Source organism: Acidimangrovimonas sediminis, assembly GCF_002871005.1.
GTDB classification, from domain to species: domain Bacteria; phylum Pseudomonadota; class Alphaproteobacteria; order Rhodobacterales; family Rhodobacteraceae; genus Acidimangrovimonas; species Acidimangrovimonas sediminis.
Window position 1 is genome coordinate 38,071 of the sequence record NZ_PHSN01000013.1, and the last position, 21,481, is coordinate 59,551.

17 protein-coding genes are annotated in these 21,481 nt (G+C 68.2%); 10 read left to right on the forward strand and 7 right to left on the reverse strand.

Annotated features, from left to right (window positions below):
* The 5 genes from CVV76_RS12625 (at position 1) to CVV76_RS12645 (ending at position 6,370) form a co-directional block, all read left to right on the forward strand.
* Positions 1-1,353 (forward strand): glutamine synthetase family protein, encoded by a 1,353-nt coding sequence (locus tag CVV76_RS12625; protein ID WP_102225020.1) that lies wholly within the window; start codon positions 1-3, stop codon positions 1,351-1,353.
* Between the two features lie 277 nt (positions 1,354-1,630).
* On the forward strand, positions 1,631-2,317 hold the full coding sequence (locus tag CVV76_RS12630; protein WP_102225021.1) for a type 1 glutamine amidotransferase: 687 nt from the start codon (positions 1,631-1,633) through the stop codon (positions 2,315-2,317).
* 36 nt (positions 2,318-2,353) lie between these two features.
* Complete coding sequence (locus CVV76_RS12635) at positions 2,354-3,718, forward strand: glutamine synthetase family protein (RefSeq protein ID WP_102225022.1); 1,365 nt, start codon at positions 2,354-2,356, stop codon at positions 3,716-3,718.
* Positions 3,715-5,019: an NAD(P)/FAD-dependent oxidoreductase gene (locus CVV76_RS12640; protein WP_102225023.1), complete on the forward strand. Its 1,305-nt coding sequence runs from the start codon at positions 3,715-3,717 to the stop codon at positions 5,017-5,019. The genes CVV76_RS12635 and CVV76_RS12640 overlap by 4 nt, the downstream gene beginning before the upstream one ends.
* A gap of 154 nt (positions 5,020-5,173) precedes the next feature.
* Complete coding sequence (locus CVV76_RS12645; RefSeq protein WP_102225024.1) at positions 5,174-6,370, forward strand: DegT/DnrJ/EryC1/StrS family aminotransferase; 1,197 nt, start codon at positions 5,174-5,176, stop codon at positions 6,368-6,370.
* A gap of 206 nt (positions 6,371-6,576) precedes the next feature.
* Here the strand turns inward: CVV76_RS12645 and CVV76_RS12650 are convergent, their stop codons facing one another.
* Positions 6,577-7,455 carry an RNA polymerase factor sigma-32 gene (locus CVV76_RS12650; protein ID WP_102225025.1) on the reverse strand — a complete coding sequence of 293 codons (879 nt, stop codon included), beginning with the start codon at positions 7,453-7,455 and terminating at the stop codon, positions 6,577-6,579.
* Positions 7,456-8,058: 603 nt separating this feature from the next.
* Between CVV76_RS12650 and CVV76_RS12655 the strand changes: the two genes are divergently transcribed.
* The gene (locus CVV76_RS12655) at positions 8,059-9,567 is read left to right on the forward strand and encodes a YifB family Mg chelatase-like AAA ATPase (RefSeq protein ID WP_102225026.1); all 1,509 of its coding nucleotides are present in this window, start codon (positions 8,059-8,061) and stop codon (positions 9,565-9,567) included.
* On the opposite strand, the gene CVV76_RS12660 is transcribed toward CVV76_RS12655, so the two are convergent.
* The 4 genes from CVV76_RS12660 to rsmI form a co-directional block, all read right to left on the reverse strand.
* Positions 9,536-10,549 (reverse strand): alpha/beta hydrolase, encoded by a 1,014-nt coding sequence (locus CVV76_RS12660; protein ID WP_102225027.1) that lies wholly within the window; start codon positions 10,547-10,549, stop codon positions 9,536-9,538. The genes CVV76_RS12655 and CVV76_RS12660 overlap by 32 nt on opposite strands.
* Entirely contained in the window at positions 10,546-11,493 is a 948-nt protein-coding gene (gene gshB, locus CVV76_RS12665; protein WP_102225028.1) for a glutathione synthase, read from the reverse strand. The genes CVV76_RS12660 and gshB overlap by 4 nt, the downstream gene beginning before the upstream one ends.
* A gap of 77 nt (positions 11,494-11,570) precedes the next feature.
* Positions 11,571-11,924 (reverse strand): YraN family protein, encoded by a 354-nt coding sequence (locus tag CVV76_RS12670; RefSeq protein WP_102225194.1) that lies wholly within the window; start codon positions 11,922-11,924, stop codon positions 11,571-11,573.
* A 121-nt stretch (positions 11,925-12,045) separates the two neighbouring features.
* Positions 12,046-13,014: a 16S rRNA (cytidine(1402)-2'-O)-methyltransferase gene (gene rsmI, locus CVV76_RS12675; protein WP_146010288.1), complete on the reverse strand. Its 969-nt coding sequence runs from the start codon at positions 13,012-13,014 to the stop codon at positions 12,046-12,048.
* 93 nt (positions 13,015-13,107) lie between these two features.
* Here rsmI and CVV76_RS12680 point away from each other — a divergent pair, with 93 nt between their 5' ends.
* Genes CVV76_RS12680 through murJ form a run of 3 tightly spaced genes read left to right on the forward strand, consistent with a single transcriptional unit; the run spans position 13,108 to position 18,608 of the window.
* Positions 13,108-14,283, forward strand: a complete 1,176-nt coding sequence (locus CVV76_RS12680; protein WP_102225029.1) for a penicillin-binding protein activator — start codon at positions 13,108-13,110, stop codon at positions 14,281-14,283.
* Entirely contained in the window at positions 14,243-17,065 is a 2,823-nt protein-coding gene (locus tag CVV76_RS12685; protein WP_102225030.1) for a [protein-PII] uridylyltransferase, read from the forward strand. Before CVV76_RS12680 ends, CVV76_RS12685 begins: the two co-directional genes overlap by 41 nt.
* A gap of 1 nt (position 17,066) precedes the next feature.
* Positions 17,067-18,608, forward strand: coding sequence for a murein biosynthesis integral membrane protein MurJ (gene murJ, locus CVV76_RS12690; protein ID WP_102225031.1), 1,542 nt, complete (start codon positions 17,067-17,069; stop codon positions 18,606-18,608).
* A gap of 17 nt (positions 18,609-18,625) precedes the next feature.
* On the opposite strand, the gene CVV76_RS12695 is transcribed toward murJ, so the two are convergent.
* Positions 18,626-19,324: a rhomboid family intramembrane serine protease gene (locus CVV76_RS12695; protein WP_102225032.1), complete on the reverse strand. Its 699-nt coding sequence runs from the start codon at positions 19,322-19,324 to the stop codon at positions 18,626-18,628.
* Between the two features lie 122 nt (positions 19,325-19,446).
* On the opposite strand from CVV76_RS12695, the gene trpS reads away from it, so the two are divergent.
* Positions 19,447-20,496 (forward strand): tryptophan--tRNA ligase, encoded by a 1,050-nt coding sequence (gene trpS / locus CVV76_RS12700; RefSeq protein WP_102225033.1) that lies wholly within the window; start codon positions 19,447-19,449, stop codon positions 20,494-20,496.
* Between the two features lie 60 nt (positions 20,497-20,556).
* Here trpS and CVV76_RS12705 read toward each other — a convergent pair whose 3' ends face one another.
* On the reverse strand, positions 20,557-21,111 hold the full coding sequence (locus tag CVV76_RS12705) for a L,D-transpeptidase (RefSeq protein WP_102225034.1): 555 nt from the start codon (positions 21,109-21,111) through the stop codon (positions 20,557-20,559).
* Positions 21,112-21,481: the final 370 nt, after the last annotated feature.

The following is a 21,481-nucleotide window of genomic DNA, read 5'->3' on the forward strand; positions in this document are numbered from 1 at the left end:
ATGCCCTCCGACACCTCGACCAAGGATTGGCTTCGCAAGAACCCGCAGGTCCGCACCATCCGCGTCGCCGCCGCCGACCTGAACGGCCAGCCCCGCGGCAAGCGTATCCCCGCCCGATTTGCAGACAAGGTGGTGGCCGAGGGGACGCGCTTTCCGATGTCGGTGCTGAACCTCGACATCTGGGGCGAGGATATCGACGACAGCCCGCTGGTGTTCGAGGACGGCGATGCCGACGGCGTGCTGAAGCCGACCGACCGGGGCTTTGTCCCGATGCCTTGGCTGGATGCGCCCACGGCCCTGCTGCCGATCTGGATGTACCGTGAGGACGGCAAGCCCTACGAGGGCGACCCGCGCCACGCGCTGGCCCGCGTCCTGCGCCGCTTTCGCAGCCATGGCCTTACCCCGGTGGTGGCGATGGAGTTCGAATTCTTCCTGATCGACGACAGCGGCCGCAAGTTGCAGGTGCCGCTTTCGCCCCGCTCAGGCAAGCGGCGCAAGGCGGCCGAGACGTTGTCGATCCGCGCGCTCGATGCCTTCGACAGCTTCTTCACCGATCTCTACGATGCCTGCGAGGCGATGGACATCCCGGGCGACACGGCGATCTCCGAAACCGGGCTCGGCCAGTTCGAGATCAACCTCGTGCATCAGCCCGACGCGCTGAAGGCTGCCGACGACGCCTGGCTCTTCAAGATGCTGGTGAAGGGGCTGGCGCGGCGCCATGGCTTTGCCGCCTCGTTCATGGCGAAACCCTATGCGGAATATTCCGGCAACGGGCTGCACACCCATTTCTCCATGCTCGACAGCGAGGGCGAGAACGTCTTCGACGACGGCGGGCCGGAAGGGTCGGAGATCATGCGCCACGCGGTCGGCGGGCTGCTGGACGCGATGCATGAATCGACGCTGATCTTCGCGCCGCACCTCAACAGCTACGAACGCCTCGTGCCCGAGATGCACGCCCCCACCTCGATCGCCTGGGCCTACGAGAACCGTACCGCGGCCGTGCGCATACCCGCCGGCAGCCACAAGGCGCGCCGGATCGAACACCGAGTCTCGGGCGGCGACGTGAACCCCTACCTGATGCTGGCCGCGATCCTCGGCGCCGCGCTGATCGGAATCGAGGACCGGATCGAACCGCCCAAACCGATCACCGGCAACGCCTATGCCCAGGGCCTGCCGCAGATTCCCGCCGACTGGGAAGAGGCGATCGGCGATTTCGAAACCTCGGACATCGTCGCGCGGATCTTCCCCGGGGAACTGATCCGCAACTTCGTGCTCACCAAGCGGCAGGAACTGCACTACATGGCCGACCTCAGCCCCGAGGAGCAGGTCGAGGTCTACCTCGACACGGTGTGAGCGCCGGCGGTGCCGGCGCCGGGGGTTTCACACCCCCGGACCCCCGTGGGATATTTTCGCTCAGAAGAAGGCAGAAGGGAGGTCTGCCCGTCTTCCGAGTGGAGATATCCTTGGGGTCGGCGTCGCGTGCCATTGGCCCGGGCGGCCATTGCGTGGGGGATCGGGACGCTGCCGGTCCGGCCTTTGCCTCCCGGCCCTTCCCCCCGGTCGTTGCCCCCCTTGTGCCCGTCCGAAAGGCCGGGGTAGGCTCGGGCCAGCCCAACAAGAGAGTGTTCCCATGCTGATCGGCATTTTGCAGACCGGAGAGGCGCCGGACGGTCTTCGGGACCGGACGGGCGATTACCCCGCCCTGTTCGAGCGTCTGCTCGCAGGTCACGGCTTCACCTTCCGCACCTGGCGGGTGATGGACATGGAATTCCCCGAGGGCCCCGAGGCGGCGGATGGCTGGCTGATCACCGGCTCGCGGTTCGGCGCCTACGAGGATCATCCCTTCATCCATCCGCTCGAGGCGTTCATCCGCGCCGTGCATGACGCCGGGCGCCCGATGGTCGGCATCTGCTTCGGCCACCAGATCATCGCGCAGGCGCTTGGCGGCACGGTCGAGAAGTTCGGCGGCGGCTGGTCCATCGGCCCGCAGGATTACGATTTCGAGGGCCGCAAGGTCACGCTGAACGCCTGGCACCAGGACCAGGTGACCAGCCTGCCCGAGGGCGCGCGGCGGGTCGGTTCCTCGCCGTTCTGCCAGAACGCGGCGCTGGCCTACGGCGACACGATCTGGACGGTGCAGGCGCATCCCGAATTCAAGGACGAGTTCGTCCAGGGCCTGATCGACACCCGCGGCAAGGGCTCTGTCCCCGAGGCGCAGCTTGCCGCGGCGCAGGAGCGCCTTGGCACGCCGCTGTCGGACCTGACCGTCGCGGCCGAGATCGCCGCCTTCTTCACCCAGGCCCGCGCCGCCGCCTGAGCGGCCGCCGCGCCCAGAGACAACCGGAGCCGTCCCATGCCGCCCAAGCAGGACTGGAAAGACAAGCTGCCCGAAGCCGCGCAGGACTACCTGGCCGAGCGTCGCCTCGACGAGGTGGAGTGCATCGTGTCCGACATCGCGGGCGTCGCCCGCGGCAAGGCCATGCCCGCCTCGAAATTCGCGCGTCAGGAAAGCTTTTTCCTGCCGAATTCGATCTTCCTGCAGACGATCACCGGCGAATGGGCCGACAACCCGGTGGGCGATTTCACCGAGCCCGACATGGTGCTGGTCCCCGACATGTCCACCGCCGTGGCCGCGCCCTGGACCGCGGACTGGACGCTTCAGGTGATCCACGACGCGCAGGACCAGGCCGGCAACCCGGTGCCCTATGCGCCGCGCAACGTGCTCAAGCGCGTGCTCGCGCTTTACGAGGCCGAGGGCTGGCGGCCGATCATCTCGCCCGAGATGGAATTCTTCCTGGTCGCGCGCAACACCGATCCGAACCAGCCGATCATTCCGCCGATGGGCCGCACCGGGCGGCGCGCCGCGGCCAAGCAGGCCTATTCGATGTCGGCGGTCGACGAATACGGCAAGGTGATCGACGACATCTACGACTTCGCCGAGGCGCAGGGATTCGAGATCGACGGCATCCTGCAGGAAGGCGGCGCCGGGCAGATCGAGATCAACCTCAACCATGGCGATCCGGTACGGCTCGCCGACGAGGTGTTCTACTTCAAGCGGCTGATCCGCGAGGCCGCGCTCCGGCAGGATTGCTTTGCCACCTTCATGGCCAAGCCGATCGAGGGCGAGCCGGGAAGTGCGATGCACATCCACCATTCGGTGGTCGACACCAAGACCGGCAAGAACATCTTCTCCGACAAGAACGGCGACGAGACGCCTGCCTTCCTGCATTTCATCGGCGGGATGCAGCGGCATCTGCCTGCGGTGATCGCGCTGCTTGCGCCGTATGTGAATTCCTACCGCCGCTACGTCAAGGATTTCGCCGCGCCCATCAACCTGGAATGGGGCCGCGACAACCGCACCACGGGCATTCGCGTGCCAATCTCGGGGCCGGAATCGCGCCGGGTGGAAAACCGGCTGGCGGGCATGGATTGCAACCCCTACCTCGGGATCGCTGCGTCGCTGGCCTGCGGCTATCTCGGCCTCAAGGAAAAGCTGGATCCGCGCCCCGAATGCACCGGCGACGCCTATCTTGGCATCGACGAGCTGCCCACGAACCTGGGCGACGCGCTTGACACCATGATGGCGAGCGAGCCGATGCGCGAGACGCTCGGCCCCGATTTCTGCGCCGTCTACGAATCCGTGAAGCGCAACGAATACAAGGAGTTCCTTCAGGTCATCAGCCCGTGGGAACGCGAGCATCTGCTGCTGAACGTATGAACCTTCTGCATTCCAACGACCGGCCCGGGGAATACCCCGACAGCTGGTATGTCGCCACCGCCACGCCGCATGCGCCCTATGACACGCTGGACGGCAGTGCCGAAGCGGACGTCTGCATCGTCGGTGGCGGCTTCACCGGCCTGTCGGCGGCACTGCACTGCGCCAGGGCGGGGCTGAGCGTCGTGCTGCTCGAGGCGCACCGCGTGGGCTTCGGCGCGTCCGGGCGGAACGGCGGGCAGGTGGGCTCGGGCCAGCGCGTGGGGCAGGACGAGATCGAGGCGATGGTGGGCCGCGACGATGCCCGCCGGCTCTGGGATCTGGCCGAGGATGCGAAACAGCTGATCCGCGACCTGATCGCCGAACACCAGATGCCCGTGACCTTTCACCCCGCGGTCGGGGTGGCGTGCTGGAAGGACAGCGAGGTTGCCGAGACCGAGGCCTACACGGAAAAGCTGCGCCGCGACTACGGTTACGACAAGATCGAGATGCTCGACCGCGATGGCATCGCGCGCCTCACCGGCACCGATGTCTACAAGGGCGGCGAGGTCGACCACGGCGCGGGCCATATCCACCCGCTGAACTTCGCCATCGGCCTGGCCGAGGCGGCGCGCGCCGCGGGCGCCCGGATCTGCGAGAGGGCCGAGGTGACCGGGCTGACCCATGGCGCGCCCAACATCGTCACCACCGCAACTGGCCAGGTAAAGGCCCGCCACGTGATCCTGGCCTGCAACGGCTATCTCGGCGACCTTGCGCCGCAGGTCGCGCGCCGGGTCATGCCGATCAACAACTTCGTCGTCGCGACAGAGCCGCTGGGCGAGAAATGGGCCGATGTCCTGCCCACCAATGCCGCCTTCTACGACAGCAAGTTCGTGGTGAACTACTGGCGCCGTTCGGATGACGGACGGCTTCTGTTCGGCGGCGGCGAAAGCTATGGCTACCGTTTCCCCGCCGACATCGCCGCCAAGGTCCGCACACCGATGGAAGAGGTCTACCCCAACCTCAAGGGGATCCACATCGACCACGCCTGGGGCGGTACGCTGGCGATCACCATGAACCGGCTGCCCTGCTTCGCCCGGGTCGCGCCCACGGTCCTGTCCGCCTCGGGCTATTCCGGCCACGGGGTCGCACTGGCCACGATCGCCGGCAAGGTGCTGGCCGAGGCGGCCGCCGGGCAAGCCGCTGGGTTCGACCTGATGGCGCGGATCCCGATGCCCGCCTTCCCCGGCGGCACGGCGTTGCGCTATCCCCTCCTCGTGCTGGCGATGAGCTGGTTCGGCCTGCGCGACCGGCTGGGGCTCTGACGCCCCCTTCCCCGCCCCACTCGCCCTCGACGCCGTGAACTTGCCGCCCATGGACCGCCTCGGCTTGTGATCGCCGACGGCTGCGAATTCGCTCGCCACAATACTGCCATGAGGGTACGCTATTTCTGAAACTGACTTTCAGGAAAGGTGAAACATGGCCCTGGCACCCAACGTCTACGACGCCGAACCGATCCCCGACGCCGCCCGGGCCGAGATTGATCGCCTCCTCACATCGGGCGACCTGTTCCGCTACACCTCTGAAAACGCGCCGGTCTCCCTGCTGGAGGCCGATTTCGCCGAGATGATGGGCGTGCGCTACGCCCTCGCCGTCTCCTCCTGCTCGGCCGCGCTGTTCCTGACGCTGAAGGCGCTGGATCTGCCCGCCGGCGCGCGTGTCCTGATCCCGGCCTTCACTTTCGCCGCCGTGCCCTCGGCCATCGTTCATGCCGATTGCGTGCCGGTCCTGGCCGAGGTGGGCGCCGACTACCGCCTCGACCTCGCGGATTTCGAGGCCAAGCTTGACGATACGATCGACGCCGTGCTGATCAGCCACATGCGCGGCCACACCTCGGACATGGATGCGATCCTGCGGCTGGCCGAGGCGAAGGGCGTCCCGGTGATCGAAGATGCGGCACATTCGCTGGGCACGCTGTGGCATGGCAGGAAGATCGGCACGCTGGGCCGCGTCGGCTGTTTCTCGTTCCAGTCCTACAAGCTGGTGAATTCGGGCGAGGGCGGGATCATGGTCACCGACGACCCGGAGATCGCGGCCCGCGCGATCATCATGTCGGGCGCCTACGAGCATAACTGGAAGAAGCATCCGGGCATGCAGAACTCCTTCCATCACTGGCAGAACAAGCTGCCGCTCTACAACATGCGGATGAATAACCTCTCGGCCGTGCTGGTCCGCGCGCAGCTGCCCGAGGTGGCGCGCCGCGTGACCGACGGCAGGGCGAACCACGATTACGTGGCGGGCCTTCTGAATGCCTCGCCCTGGCTGTCGGTGCCCCCGGCGCTGGCCCCCGAGGAACGCGCGCCGGATTCGATCCAGTTCAACCTCGACGGCTTCGCGACCGACGCCGAAGCCCACGCCTTCCAGGCCGCGGCCAAGGCGCAGGGCGTGTCGGTGCAGGTCTTCGGCCTGAGCGAGGACAATGCCCGCGCCTACTGGAACTGGCAGTTCCTGGGCGAGACGGCAGACCTGCCGAAGACCCGCGCCATGCTGATGCGCGCCTGCGACGTGCGCCTGCCCGCGCGGCTGACGCGGGAAGACCTCGACTTCATCGCCACCGCGCTGGTGCGTGCGGCGACCGAGGTGAAGGGACAGGCCACGGGCGTCGCGGCCGAATAGGCACGGCAAAGGGCCAACCCCGGGTGCCGACGCGGTGTGCCCGGCGGCGAGGACTGATGCGTATTTGCGGAACAATGAAAGGAAGGCCGGGCGCAGGAGTGTCCGGCCGTTCGTGTCATTTTGGGGGGCGGACGGGTCAGACGAGAATGCCGCCGCGGTGATGCACCGTCGACGGCATTCGCTGCGTCAGGGGGTGTTCGAAGGCTTCAGGCGAGGAAGTCGTGCAGCTCCCGCGACTTGCCTTCCAGCGCCTTGCGCATCTTGCCGAAGGCCGCGGCCTCGATCTGGCGCACGCGCTCTTTCGACAGTTCGAGCTCCAGCCCCAGCTCCTCGAGCGTGCGGGGCTGATCGCGCAGCTTGCGCTCGCGCACGATGAACCGCTCACGCTCGGTCAGCGAGGACATCGCCTCGACCAGCCAGTTGCGCAGGGCGTCGCGGTCGTGGCTGTCCTCGACCAAGTCGGCGGCCTGGGTGCTTTCATCCTCGATCGTGTCGATCCATTCGCGCCCGTCCTCGTCCGCCGCCTGCGTGGCGTTGAGCGAGAAGTCGGAGCCCGACAGCCGGCCCTCCATCATCTCGACATCGGAGAGCGGCACGCCCACCTCGGACGCGATCTTGGCGCGCAGCTGGTGCCCGTCGAGCTTTTCGCCCCGGGCCTCGGCCTCGCGTTCAAGCTTGGCCTGAACGCGGCGCAGGTTGAAGAACAACGTTTTCTGGTTCGACGTGGAGCCGGTGCGCACCATCGACCAGTTGCGCATCACATAATCCTGGATGCCGGCCTTGATCCACCACACGGCGTACGTGGAAAAGCGCACCCCGCGATCCGGGTCGAACTTGTCCGCGGCCTTCATCAGGCCGAGGCCCGCCTCCTGGATCAGGTCGTTCATCGGCGCGCCGTAGCGCCGGTATTTCGCCGCCATCGAGACGGCCAGCCGCATGTAGGCGTTGATCAGGCGGTGAAGCGCCGCCTCGTCACGCCGGTCGCGCCAGGCATAGGCTAGTCGCAGCTCGGTCTCGGCATCGAGAAGCTCGGCCTTCATCGCCTGACGTGAAACGGATTGGTCAATAGGTCCATCGAGTGCCATCGCAAACCCCCTTTCCGGCGTCCTGTACCGGGTTACGTAGAGTATATGCCGTTTTGAACTGTTTGGTTCAAAAGATTTATCGTGAACACAGCATTTTTGCGGTGCAGAAGCCGTGTGCAATGGCGCACCTTCGCCCATTCCGCGCCGGGTAACCCGCCCATCCGGACAGTCTGATCAGCAGGGCACACCAAGGATGAAACGCACAAGCATGACGCCGAGTTCCCGGGTTAAATGATTATTTATCAGTGTGTTGCGGATTTCGCCCCGATGGCCGCGCGTTGACCTGCATCGCCCGGGAATCCGAGTGCACGGGGTCTGCCCTGCGGTCTCGAACCGGGCGGATCGCCTCTTGTTTCCGGGATCGCGCGGCGCCGACCTCCCGCTGCCGAGGACTGCGACATGTCGCCGAAAACTTGTGCGACTCAGGCGATCACAGCCGGGATCCCCCGCAGCCCCGACAGCCGCGCGCAACGATTTCCGCGGGCGCATCGGGCGCGCACGGCCCCCCGAAAGCCGCGTGCCACCCGCGTCTTTCGGGCCGCGTTTACCAATCGTAAAGGTCTTCGCCGGTAGCGTTAACCAAACTGGCGGTGCGAGGGAAAGATGGCGGCGTGCGCCCATACGGTGGCCTTCGAGGGGATCGAGGCCCGGCCGGTCGAGGTTCAATGCGCCGTCACCCCGGGCCTGCCGGGCTTTGCGGTGGTGGGATTGCCCGACAAGGCCGTCAGCGAAGCGCGTGAGCGGGTCCGCGCCGCGCTGAACGGCCTGTCGATCGCGCTGCCGTCGAAACGGATCACGATCAATCTCTCCCCGGCCGATCTGCCGAAGGAGGGATCGCATTTCGACCTGCCGGTGGCGCTCGCCCTGCTCGCCGCGCTCGAGATCCTGCCCCACGATGCGGTCGACGGCGTGATGGCCATCGGGGAACTCTCGCTCGACGGCACGCTGGTGCCCGTCGTCGGCGCCTTGCCCGCGGCGATGGCCGCGGCGGAGGCCGATCGCGCCCTTGTCTGCCCGCTGGCCTGCGGCGCCGAGGCCGCGTGGGTCGGCGCCGCGCAGGTACTGGCGGCGCGCAACCTGTCGGAGGTGGTGCGCCACTTCACCGGCCAGCACCCGCTGACCCCGTCCGAGGCCGGAGAGGTGCACCCCGCAGGCGCCGGACGCGACCTGTCCGAGGTGAAGGGCCAGGAACGCGCCAAGCGCGCGCTCGAGATCGCCGCGGCGGGCCGTCACCACCTGCTGATGACCGGTCCGCCCGGCGCCGGCAAATCGATGCTGACCGCCCGCCTGCCCGGCATCCTTCCGCCGCTGTCACCGGCCGAGGCGCTGGAGACCTCGATGATCCATTCCCTCGCCGGGCTGCTCGACGCCGGCGGCATCTCGCTCCAGCGGCCGTTTCGCGAACCGCATCACACGGCGTCGATGGCGGCGATCGTGGGCGGGGGACGTGGCGCCAAGCCGGGAGAGATCAGCCTTGCGCACAACGGCGTGCTGTTTCTCGACGAGTTCCCCGAATTTTCCCGGACCGTTCTCGAAACCCTGCGCCAACCGATCGAGACGGGCGAGGTGGTCGTCGCCCGCGCCAATGCCCATGTACGGTATCCGGCGCGGTTCCTTCTCGTCGCGGCGGCTAATCCATGCCGCTGCGGCTTTCTCACCGATCCGGCCCGGGCCTGTTCGCGGGCGCCGCAATGCGGGGCGGATTACCTAGGCCGGATCTCCGGCCCGCTGATGGACCGTTTCGACCTCCGCATCGAGGTGCCGCCCGTCGCCTGGTCAGATCTGGACCTACCTGCCACCGGCGAGGGATCGGCCGCCGTCGCGGCACGGGTCGCCTCTGCCCGCGCGCTTCAGGCGCGGCGATACGGCGGCGGTCCCGCCCGGGTCAACGCCGATGCCGAGGGCCGGTTGCTGGAGGAGGTCGCCGCCCCCGACGAAGAGGGGCGCGACCTGCTGGCCCGTGCCGCCGAACGCTTCGGCCTGACCGCGCGCGGCTATCACCGGGTGCTGCGCGTCGCCCGGACGATCGCCGATCTCGACGGATCCGCAGCGCTGCACCGTCCGCATGTGGCCGAGGCGCTCAGCTTTCGCCTGACGGGCGTTCCCGGCTGACCTCGCCCCCGGCGGCCGGGGCCAGCGCGGGCCGACGCGGGATGAAACGCGCAGGGGCATGGGGCGGCGGCGCGAACCGCGCCCGGATCGCCTCGCCGGCCAGCGACAGGGCCTCGCGCGCCTCGGGCACCCAGCCGTCGAAGACCTGGAACACGTGCGGGGCCCCGGGCCAGGTCTGCACAGTGACCTCCGCCCCGAAGCGTTTCAGCTTGCGCTCCAGCCGCAAGGTATCATCGCGCAGGATCTCGTCCTCGGAGACCTGAAGCAGCACCGGCGGCGCCCCGGGGAAATCGGCGAACAGCGGCGATACGCGCGGATCGTCGCGCGGCGTCCTGCCGGCATAGAGGCCCGCCAGCTCTCCGAACCGGCGCGCCGGCAGCAGCGCGTCGCGCTCGGCATTCTGGGTGATCGAGGCGCCCCGCCCGGTCATGTCGACCCAGGGCGCGAAGCCGACCACCATGGCCGGCTGCCGATCGGTCGCGCAAAGCTCGGCCAGCAGGGCAAAAGCAAGCCCGCCGCCGGCACTGTCCCCGGCAATGACGATGTCGCGCGGCTCGTAGCCCAGTGCATAAAGCCCCTGCCACGCAGCGCGCGCGTCCTCCAGTGCGGCGGGAAACGGATGCTCCGGCGCGCGACGGTAGTCGGGCACGAAGGCGCGCAGCCCCGAGACCTTGGACAGGCGCGCGACCATCGGCGCATGGGTCGCGGCAGAGCCGGTGACATAACCGCCTCCATGGAAGTAAAGGATCACGCGGCGCGGATGCACCCGGCCGCAAGACACCCAAAGCCCGGGAACCTCGGGGATGCCCTCGGTCCCGCCGACCCGGCCGGGCAGGATCGTGGCGAAGGGCGGCGCGCGGAACATCCAGCGCGCGGTCCGGTCGAAATCGGCCCGCGCCGCCACGGGGTCGGCGACGCGGCTCAGCCTCGGGCGCGCGACGAGGCGCAGGAACAGGGACAGAAGGGCGAGCCTGCGGCTCACCCCGCCGCCCTCCGCCGTTCCACCGCCTCCCAGATCCGGGCGGCGACATTGGTTCCGTCGAAACGCTCAAGCTCCTGGATGCCGGTGGGCGAGGTCACATTGATCTCGGTCAGCCAGTCGCCGATGACGTCGATGCCGACGAAGACCTGCCCCTTCTCGCGCAGGACCGGGCCGATGCGGGCGCAGATCTCGCGGTCGCGATCGGTCAGCGCGACCTTCTCGGGCCGGCCACCCACATGCATGTTCGACCGGGTCTCGCCCGCCGCCGGGACGCGGTTGATCGCGCCCACTGCCTCGCCATCGACGAGGATCACCCGCTTGTCGCCCTTGGACACGGCCGGCAGGAACTTCTGCACGATCAGCGGCTCTCGGTTGATGCTCGCGAACAGCTCGTGCAGCGACGCAAGGTTGCGATCCTCCGGCCCGAGGCGAAACACCCCGGCCCCGCCATTGCCGTAAAGCGGCTTGAGGATGATGTCGCCGTGCTTCTCCCGGAAGGCGCGCAACGTGGCGAGGTCCCGCGCGATCGTGGTGGGCGGGGTCAGATCGGGGAACCGCAGCACCAGAAGCTTCTCGGGCGAGTTGCGCACCCAGAAGGGATCGTTCACCACCAGCGTCTTTGGATGGATCATCTCCAAAAGGTGCGTGGTGGTGATGTAGCCCATGTCGAAGGGCGGATCCTGGCGCAGCCAGACCACGTCGAAATCCGCAAGATCGACCTCGGTCTCGGGGCCGTAATGCACATGGTCGCCCTTCACCCGCTGAACGGTGATCGGAAAACCCCGCGCCGTGACCCGCCCTTCCTGCAGGGCCAGCTTGTCGGGCGTGTAGTAGAATAGCTCATGCCCCCGCGCCTGTGCCTCCTCGGCCAGTCGAAAGGTGCTGTCGGCATCGATATCGACCCCGCCAATCGGGTCCATCTGCAGGGCAACCTTCAATCCCATCCGCGTCTCCTAGGGTTTTCGACCCTAGATGGCGCAAAGGCCGGGTGGTTTCAACGCCTGCGCCGCACGCACGCCCGTCAGGCCGCGTAGGCATTCTCCAGGATGTCGATACGGCCATGTCCATCGACCAGCGCGACATCGAAGCGCGAGGGCGTCAATTCGCCCTGGGGCTCCCCCGCGAGAAATTCCGAGGCGGCGGTGTAGATGCGGCGCATCTGTCGCTCCGTCACGCGCCAGGCGGCCTGTTCGAAGCTCCGACTTTGCTTAACCTCGACGAAGATCAGCTCGCCACCCTTGCGCACCACCAGATCGATCTCGCCGCCCAGCCCGCGCCAGCGCCGGGCCGCAATGGCATGGCCCGTCTTGTCGTAGTGGCGGGCAACGCTTTCCTCGGCCGCCTTGCCCGCAAGGTAGGAAACCTTGCCACGCATCCTGCGATCCATCGTCACCTCCTCGGGGCAAAGCCCCGTTCACATCCCCGGGGCAAAGCCCTCACATCCTCAGGGCAAAGCCCCGTTCACATCCTCGGGACACGGCCCCGTCAGCCCGGGGTCACGACCCCTTCTCCATCCTCAGCGCGGTCTGATAGACCTCACGCCGCGGCAGGTTCAGCGCCGCCGACACCTCGGCCACCGCATCCTTCACGCTGCCCCGGGCCAGCGCGTCCCGGAGCGCGCTCTCGATGTCCGCCGCCTCGGGCACAACCTCGCCCGGACGGTCGATCACCACAACGATCTCGCCCTTCACGTTGCGCTGCGCGAAGTCGGCGGCGAGGTCGGCAAGGCTTCCGCGCGTGACCTCCTCGAAGCGTTTCGTCAGTTCCCGGCACACCGCCGCCTTCCGCGCGCCTCCCAGAGTTTCGCTCGAATCGCTTAACAGTTTCTGAATCCGTTTCGGGGATTCATAGAGCACGAGCGTCGCGGGCACCGTAGCCAGCTCGCTCAGCCAGCGAATGCGCGCGGCTCCGGTGGCCGGCGGGAACCCTGCGAACAGGAAACGGTCGGTCGGCAGACCCGAGACGCTGAGCGCGGCCAGCACGGCCGAGGGGCCGGGTGCGGCCAGCACCGGGTGCCCGGCCTCGATCGCCGCGCGGGCCAGCTGGTAGCCCGGATCGGCCACCAGCGGCGTCCCGGCCTCCGAGGCGTAGGCGACGGATTTGCCCTCGGCCAGCGCGCGCAACAACCGCGGGCGGGCCTCGCGGCCGTTGTGGTCATGATAGGCGATCAGCGGCCGGTCCCCCAGCGCGACGCCATGGATCTCCATCAGATGGCGCAGAGTGCGGGTGTCCTCGGCGGCAAGGACATCGGCCCCGGCCAGCAGGTCGAGGCCGCGCAGGGTGATGTCGCGCGCGCTGCCGATCGGGGTCGCGACAAAGTGAAGACCGGGAGGAATCGCCCGTGCGGGGCGCCAGCCTCCGCCGGTCGTGCCGGTCGTCGTTCCGCCCGTTGCCGAGGGCTCCCCGGGCTCGGGCAGGGGCCCGGCCGCGGCCTCCTTGGCTTCGGGCGTCTGTTCGCCGTTCATGCTGTGACCCTCTCTCGTGCACGTTTACTTCGCGACCGCGACGCCTTAGGCTCGCGGCCGACCCGACGCCCCGTGGATATCGCAGGAACCCGAATGTTTGCCTTTTTGACGCGCGCCCGCAAGGCGCTGACCCGCGGCGGAATCGTCCTGGCCGCCCTCTCGCTCGCCGCGTGCGAGCCGATGACGGTTGGCGGCGGCGGCCCGCGGATCGATACCAACGCCCCGGTTCCCGTCGCCCTTCTGGTGCCGTCGGGCTCGACGCAATCGGGCGACAACCGTCTTGCGCAAAGCCTGGTCAACGCGGCCAAGCTGGCGATCTCGGATCTCGACGGGGTCAAGATCGACCTGCGCGTCTATCCCACCGCCGGCAATGCCCAGCAGGCTGCGAATGCCGCGACCAAGGCAGTCGACGACGGCGCCAAGATCATCCTCGGGCCGGTCTACGCCGCCGCCGCCAATGCCGCCGGGGTCGCGGCGGCCAAGCGCGGGGTGAACGTGCTGGCCTTCTCGAACAACCCGGCGATCGCGGGCGGCAACGTCTTCATCCTCGGGCCGACCTTCTCGAATACCGCCGACCGGCTGATGAAATACGCCGTCTCGCAGGGCAAGAGCCGGATCGCCGTGGTGCATGACACCACTACCGCCGGCAAGGCGGGCGAGGCCGCGATCACGGCGGCGATCTCGGCCGCGGGGGCCACCAAGGTGGCCGACGAGACCTATGAATTCTCGCAGAACGGCGTGACCCAGGCGGCGCCCGGCATCGCCAACGACATCAAGAACGGCAACGCTCAGGCGGTGTTCTTCACCGCCAACACCGCGGGCGCGCTGCCGCTGCTGACCCAGCTGCTGAGCGAGAACGGCGTAACGTCGTCGATGCAGCAGTTCATCGGCCTGACCCGCTGGGACATCCCGAACTCGTCGTTGAGCATGCCGGGCATCCAGGGCGCCTGGTTCGCGCTGCCCGATCCGGGCATGAGCCAGCAGTTCGCCAGCCGCTACAGCGCCGCCTACGGCCAGCCGCCGCTGCCGGTCACCGGGCTTGCCTATGACGGCATCGCGGCGATCGGTGCCCTGGTGAAATCGGGCAATGCCAATGCGCTGACGGCGCAGGCGCTGACCCAGCCGTCGGGCTTCGTCGGTGTCGGCGGCATCTTCCGTCTGCTGCGGGACGGCACCAACCAGCGCGGCCTCGCCGTCGCCCAGATCGTCAACAACCAGGTGCAAGTGATTGACTCTGCCCCGAGAAGCTTTGGCGGCGCCGGGCTCTGACGCCGGCCTGCACCCGATCCACAGACCGACGCCGGGCGCCCTGATCTGCCCGGCGTCGAGCATTTTCGATACGCCGGCGGTGATCGCCGCGCTCGACACTGCCGTCAGCGCGGTGCCGACCGACGATCCGATGGGGCGCCGCGCCACCGCCGTCAGGACGCTGGCCGAGGCGCGCCGCACCGGGAACGCGGCGCTGGAGGAGGCCTACCGCGCCCACCCGCTGGCCGCGCGTGAGCTGATCGCGGGGCAGGCCTACCTGACCGATGGCCTTGTCACCGCGGCACTGCATGTCGCGATAACCCACCTGCATCCGCTGGCCAATCCGACCAAGGGCCAGCGCATCGCGGTGATCGCAGTCGGCGGCTACGGCCGGGCCGAGATGGCGCCGCATTCCGACATCGACCTTCTGTTCCTGATCCCCTCCAAGGTCACCGCCTGGGCCGAGAGCCTGGTGGAGTCGATGCTCTACATGCTGTGGGACCTGCGGCTGAAGGTGGGGCATTCGACCCGCACCGTCGCCGAATGCCTGCGCCAGGGCCGCGACGACATCACGATCCGCACTGCCCTGCTGGAACACCGCTTTCTCGATGGCGATGCGGCCCTGGCCGCGAAGCTCAAGGAAACGCTCTGGACCGATCTCTTTGCCGCCACCGGCCCCGAGTTCATCGAGGCCAAGCTGGCGGAGCGGGCCGAGCGGCACAAGCGCCAGGGCGGCCAGCGCTACATGCTGGAACCCAACGTGAAGGAGGGCAAGGGCGGCCTGCGCGACCTGCAGACGCTCTACTGGATCGGCAAGTACCTGCACCGGGTCGACCGCGCCGCCGAATTGGTGCAGATCGGCGTGCTGCGCCCCGAGGAATACGCGGCCTTCGCCCAGGCCGAGGCCTTCCTGTGGTGCGTGCGCTGCCACCTGCACTACCTCACCGGCCGCGCGATGGATCAGCTGACCTTCGACCTGCAGGTCGAGGTGGCAGAGCGCATGGGATACCAGGATGCCGCCGGGCGCCGGGCGGTCGAGATCTTCATGCAGGATTACTTCCGCGAGGCGACCCGGGTGGGAGAGGTCACGCGCATCTTCCTCACCCAGCTCGAGGCCCAGCACGTCAAGACAGAACCGATGCTGGCGGGCCTTCTGCGCCGCAGGAAGAAGGTCCGCGCGGGGCTGGCGCTGCACCAGAACCGCCTCGACATCGCGGACGAGAAGGCATTCTTCGCGGATCCCCTGAACATCCTGCGGATCTTCGAGGAGGCGCTGCGCACCGGGCACCTGCTGCACCCTGACGCGATGCGGATGATCTCGGCCAATCTCGACCTGATCGACGAGACGATGCGCGAGGACAAGGAGGCCAACCGGATCTTCCTCGACCTCATGCTCAAGCACGGCAACCCCGAACGGTCGCTCAGGCGGATGAACGAGCTTGGGGTGCTGGGCGCCTTCATCCCCGAATTCGAACGCATCATCGCGATGATGCAGTTCAACGTCTATCATCACTACACGGTGGACGAGCATACGATCCAGTGCATCTCGCACCTCGCCAAGATCGAGCGCGACGAGCTGATCGAGGAACTTCCGCTGTCGAGCCGGATCCTAAAGGACGGGGTGAACCGCAAGGTCCTTTACGTCGCACTGCTGCTGCATGACATCGGCAAGGGACGGCCCGAGGATCATTCGATCCTTGGCGCGCAGATCGCGCGGCGGGTGGCGCCGCGGCTGGGGCTGAATGCCGAGGATGCCGAGACGGTGGAATGGCTGGTGCGAAACCACCTGCTGATGTCCGACATGGCGCAGAAGCGCGACATCTCGGACCCGCGCACCGTGCGTCAGTTCGCCAAGTTCGTGAAATCCAAGCGGCGGCTTGACCTGCTGACCGTGCTGACCGTCTGCGACATACGCGGCGTCGGGCCCAACACCTGGAACAACTGGAAGGCCATGCTGCTGCGCAAGCTCTACCGCGCGACGGCCGAGGTTCTGGAAACGGGCATGGAGGCGCTGAACCGCGAGAAGCGCGAGGCCGAGGCCAAGCGTCTGCTGCGCGAGGTGCTGACCGACTGGGACCGCAAGGCGCTGCGCACCGAGACCGGGCGCCACTACGGCCCCTACTGGCAGGGCCTCTCGACCGACACCCACGCGGTCTTTGCCGAGCTCCTGAAGGAGCTGCCGCCCGACGAGATCCGCATCGACCTGCATCTCGACGCCGATCACGACGCGACCCGGGCCTGCTTTGCCCTTGCCGACCATCCGGGCATCTTCTCGCGGCTGGCCGGCGCGCTTGCGCTGGTCGGGGCCAACGTCGTGGACGCGCGCACCTACACCTCGAAGGACGGCTATGCCACCGCCGTGTTCTGGGTGCAGGACGCCGAGGGCCACCCCTACGAGGAGGCCCGCCTGCCCCGCCTCAAGCAGATGATCGGCAAGACGCTGAAGGGCGAGGTCCGCGCACGCGACGCGCTCAAGGACCGCGACAAGCTCAAGAAGCGCGAGCGTCAGTTCCGCTTCCCGACCTCGATCACCTTCGACAACGAGGGATCCGAGATCTACACGATCATCGAGGTCGATACCCGCGACCGGCCGGGGCTGCTCTACGATCTGACCCGGACGCTTGCCAACAACAACATCTATATCGCGAGCGCGGTGATCGCGACCTATGGCGCGCAGGTGGTCGACGCCTTCTACGTCAAGGACATGTTCGGCCTGAAGCTGCATGCGCGGACCAGACAGGACGCGCTGGAGCGCAAGCTGCGCATGGCGGTCATCGACGGTGCCGAAAGGGCGATCAGCTAAGATGCAACCAATACGTCTGGTCCGTGGCTTCGTCACCGTGGGGGGCTGGACGCTCGCCAGCCGGTTCCTGGGTTTCGCCCGCGATGTCATGATCGCGGCCTTCCTTGGCGCGGGCCCGGTGGCGCAGGCCTTCATCGTGGCCTTCGCCCTGCCCAACATGTTCCGCCGCTTCTTTGCCGAGGGCGCGTTCAACATGGCCTTCATCCCGATGTTCTCCAAGCGGCTCGAGGATGGCGACGGCGCGCGCGGCTTCGCCCGCGACGCGATGTCCGGGCTGACCGCGGTGCTGATCGTCTTCACGCTGCTGGGGATGGCGCTGATGCCGTGGCTCGTGCTTGCCATGGCCTCGGGCTTTGCCGAGGATCAGCGCTTCGACCTGGCGGTGCTGTTCGGGCGCATCGCCTTTCCCTACATCCTTCTGGTGTCGCTGACCGCGCTGCTGTCGGGCGTGCTGAACGCCGTCGGGCGCTTCACCGCCGCCGCCGCCGCACCGGTCGTGCTCAACGTCGTGCTGATCGTGTTCATCATCGCCGCCGACCGTCTGCATTGGGACATGGGCCTGACCCTGACGTGGAGCGTGCCGGTCGCCGGGATCGGCCAGCTCGCCCTCGTCTGGATAGCCGCGGCGCGCGCGGGCTATGGCCTCGTGCCCCGCCGCCCGCGGCTGACGCCGGAAATGAAGCGCCTGGTGCGGATCGCGGGGCCTGCCCTGCTTGCCGGGGGGGTGGTGCAGATCAACCTCCTGGTGGGCCGCCAGGTCGCCAGCTACTTCGACCGGGCGGTTGCCTGGCTCTACAATGCCGACCGGCTTTACCAGTTGCCGCTGGGCGTGGTGGCGATCGCGATCGGGGTGGTGCTGCTGCCCGACCTGTCGCGCCGGCTGAAGGCCGGGGACGTGGCCGGCGGACGGGCCTCGTTCTCGCGCGCGACGGAATTCGCGCTGGCGATGACGGTGCCCGCCGCGGTGGCGCTGATCGTGATCCCGATGCCGCTGATCCAGGTGCTGTTCCAGCGCGGCGCCTTCACGCCGGCGGACGTCTCGCCCACCGCGCTGGCGGTGGCGGTCTATGGCGCGGGACTGCCGGCCTTCGTGATGCAGAAGGTGCTTCAGCCCCTGTTCTTCGCGCGTGAGGACACGCGGCGGCCGTTCTACTACGCCGTCGTGGCGATGGTGGTGAATGCCGCGGTCGCGGTGGGCCTTGCCCCCTTCGCGGGCTTCATAGCCGCCGCGATGGGCACCACGCTGGCAGGCTGGGCGATGGTGTGGCTGCTGATGGCGGGCGCCCGCGGCATGGGCCCCGCCGCCAGCTTCGACGAGAGGTTCCGCGCCCGCGCACCGCGCATCGTGCTGGCCTCGGGGGCGATGGGCCTGTGCCTGTTCCTGGCCGAGATGGTGATGCGCGATCTCTTCGTGATGGCGGGGATCAAGTACCTCGCCCTGATCGCCCTGATCTGCGTGGGGGCGGTCAGCTACTTCGCCGCCGGCGCGGTGATCGGCGCCTTCAAGCTGGCCGACTTCCGCTCCGCCCTGCGGCGGGGCTGAGGCCCCGCCCGCCGCCCTCAGCGGCGGCGCAGCCGGTTCAGCGCCCGTTGCCAGCCTCCGGGCACCAGGACGAACGAGATCAGGAAGCCGGTGGCAAAGCCAGCAAGGTCGGCGATCCAGTCCTGCCCGGCGCCGAAGAACACGCCGAAGATCAGCTGGATCCCCATCAGCATCCCGATCAGCGAGAACGCCCCCCATTGCGACTGGCCCTGCGCGCCGAGGCGGGTCCAGAGCAGGAAGGTGAAGGCCCCGATCAGCCCGTAATCGGCCGGGTATCCCCCGATCAGCGGCATCGGCGACGCGGCGAAAAGCGGCGCGGCGAAACCATAGACGACGGCGGCCACGATGGCCGAGGCGAAGAACACCACGAGGACAGCCCAGGGGCGGAACACCTCGCCGACGAACTTGCCGAGCGCCAGCAGGAACACGGCGACAAAGATCGTGTGGGTGGGGCTTGCATGGACGAAGGGATAGGTCACGTAGCGCGCCATCGCCTCGAACGGGAACTGCCCGGCCGAGAGCATTGCGTGCTGCAGCTGCGCGAAGAACGAGAAATCCTGGATCGCCTGAAGCCGCCAGCCCACGCCGTCGGGCCCGCCCGCCATGCCGCTGGCACCGAGGTCGACGACGACCTCCATCGCGGCGATCGGCAGCAGAAGCAGCCAGACCGACCAGGGGACCGGGTTGAACGGCGCGGCGTTATGATCGTGATGCATGGGCTTCCCTGCTCTGTTGGCCGGGGTTCGTTCCCCCCTGCGCTTCTTTGGTGCGTGTGTTGACGCCTGTCGGCCCCGGAGATATGCGAAACGGGCGCAAAATTCCAGACGGAGATACACGAATGACGGATGCGGTCCAGGCGCCCGGCGCCGAAAGCCGGTTCACGCCGCGGGTGTTCTCGGGGATCCAGCCCTCGGGCGGGCTGACCCTTGGCAACTACCTCGGCGCGCTGAAGCGCTTCGTGGAGATGCAGGACGAGGGGACCGAGACGGTCTATTGCCTCGTCGATCTGCATGCGATCACCGTCTGGCAAGACCCTGACAAGCTGCGCCATCAGACGCGCGAGGCCGCGGCGGCCTTCATCGCGGCGGGGATCGACCCCACCCGCTCGATCCTCTTCAACCAGTCCCAGGTCTCGGCCCATGCCGAACTTGCCTGGATCTTCAACTGCATCACGCGGCTGGGCTGGATGAACCGGATGACCCAGTTCAAGGACAAGACCGCGGGGAAGAACGCCGAGAACTCGTCGCTGGGGCTTTATGCCTACCCGTCGCTGATGGCGGCGGACATCCTGCTTTACCACGCGACGCATGTCCCGGTGGGCGAGGACCAGAAGCAGCACGTGGAGCTGACCCGCGACATCGCGGCCAAGTTCAACCACGACTACAAGGTCGATTTCTTCCCGATCACCGAGCCGGTGATCGAAGGCGCCGCCACCCGGGTGATGAGCCTGCGCGACGGCACCAAGAAGATGTCCAAGTCCGATCCGTCGGACATGAGCCGGATCAACCTGACCGACGATGCCGACACCATCGCGCAAAAGCTGCGCAAGGCCCGGACCGACGCCGAACCCCTGCCGTCGGAGGCCGCGGGGCTGAAGGACCGGCCCGAGGCGCGCAACCTGGTCAACATCTTCTCGGCACTGTCGGGGCAGAGCGTGGACGCGGTGCTGCAGGAATTCGGCGGCCAGGGCTTCGGCGCGTTCAAGCCGGCGCTGGCCGAGCTGGCGGTGGCGAAACTCGCACCGATCTCGACCGAGATGACGCGGCTGATGGCCGACCCGGCCGAAATCGACCGCATCCTCGGCCAGGGCGCTGACCGTGCCGACGCCATCGCCCAGCCGATCCTGGCGAAGACGCTGGACATCGTGGGGATGATCCGGTCCCGCTGATCCCCCCGGGCGGTGCGTTCGTAGGGTGCGTTTGAACGCACCCTACCCCGGGCCCGGCGGTCAGAGCACCTTCACCGGCATGCCGATCCGCGCCAGCGGAAACAGCTCGGCTATATGGGCATTGCTGAGCGAGATCCCCGTGCCGACCTGCGGCAGCTGCGCGCTTTCGCCCCGGCCGTGGATCCTGACGCCCTGCCAGTCGAGATAGAGCGCGTGACTGCCCAGCGGGTTGTCCGGCCCGGGTGGCACGATCCCCGCGCGGCCCGCGACGCTCCCGCCCGGGCCGCCGGCCGTGGCACCACCAGCACCCGCCGAGGGGCGCCAGGTCGGCCCCTCGACCTTGCGCACCACCTGCGCCACGCCCCGGCGCAGCGCACCGCCCCCGTCCGCCGCGATCGGGTAGAGCCGGTGCACCGCCCCCTCGGCCGTCCAGAAATGCAGCGCGCCGCCGCGGGTATCGGCCAGGATCGCCCCGTTGGCGAGCGAATCGAAATGGTCCTGCCAGTGCACCGGGCCCGTCACGGCCCCCGCCTTGTAAGGCGTCGCCAGTGCGGCGAAACCCGTCGCCACCATGCCGAGAAGCCCCCGGCGGCCGAACTTGCGTCTGCCTGTCATCACCCGCTCCTTTCGCTTCGGGTCAAGTTGCCGCACCAAGAAGTGGGGGTGCGCCCGATCCGTGCAAGTCACGCCCTCGCGCCGCATCGCGGCATGGGCGGGAGAGCGCCGGCCCTGCCCCCTGCATGCGCGGCGCACCGCCCGGATCGGCCCGGATCGGCCCGTCGCATGCCCCCCACATCCCTTTGCGCCGCCGCGATAAGGAATTGTCACGAAACGGAATCCATTCTGTCATCCCGGGGATTCCCGGCCACGCAAAGCTGGGGCCGGTCCGCCGCCAGACCTGCCGGCGAACCGCCTGTCCCCTCCGGCGGCGCCCGTTCCCCGCGTCCGCCGATTGCCCCCGGCCCGCTGCCAGTCAAGCCGCCGG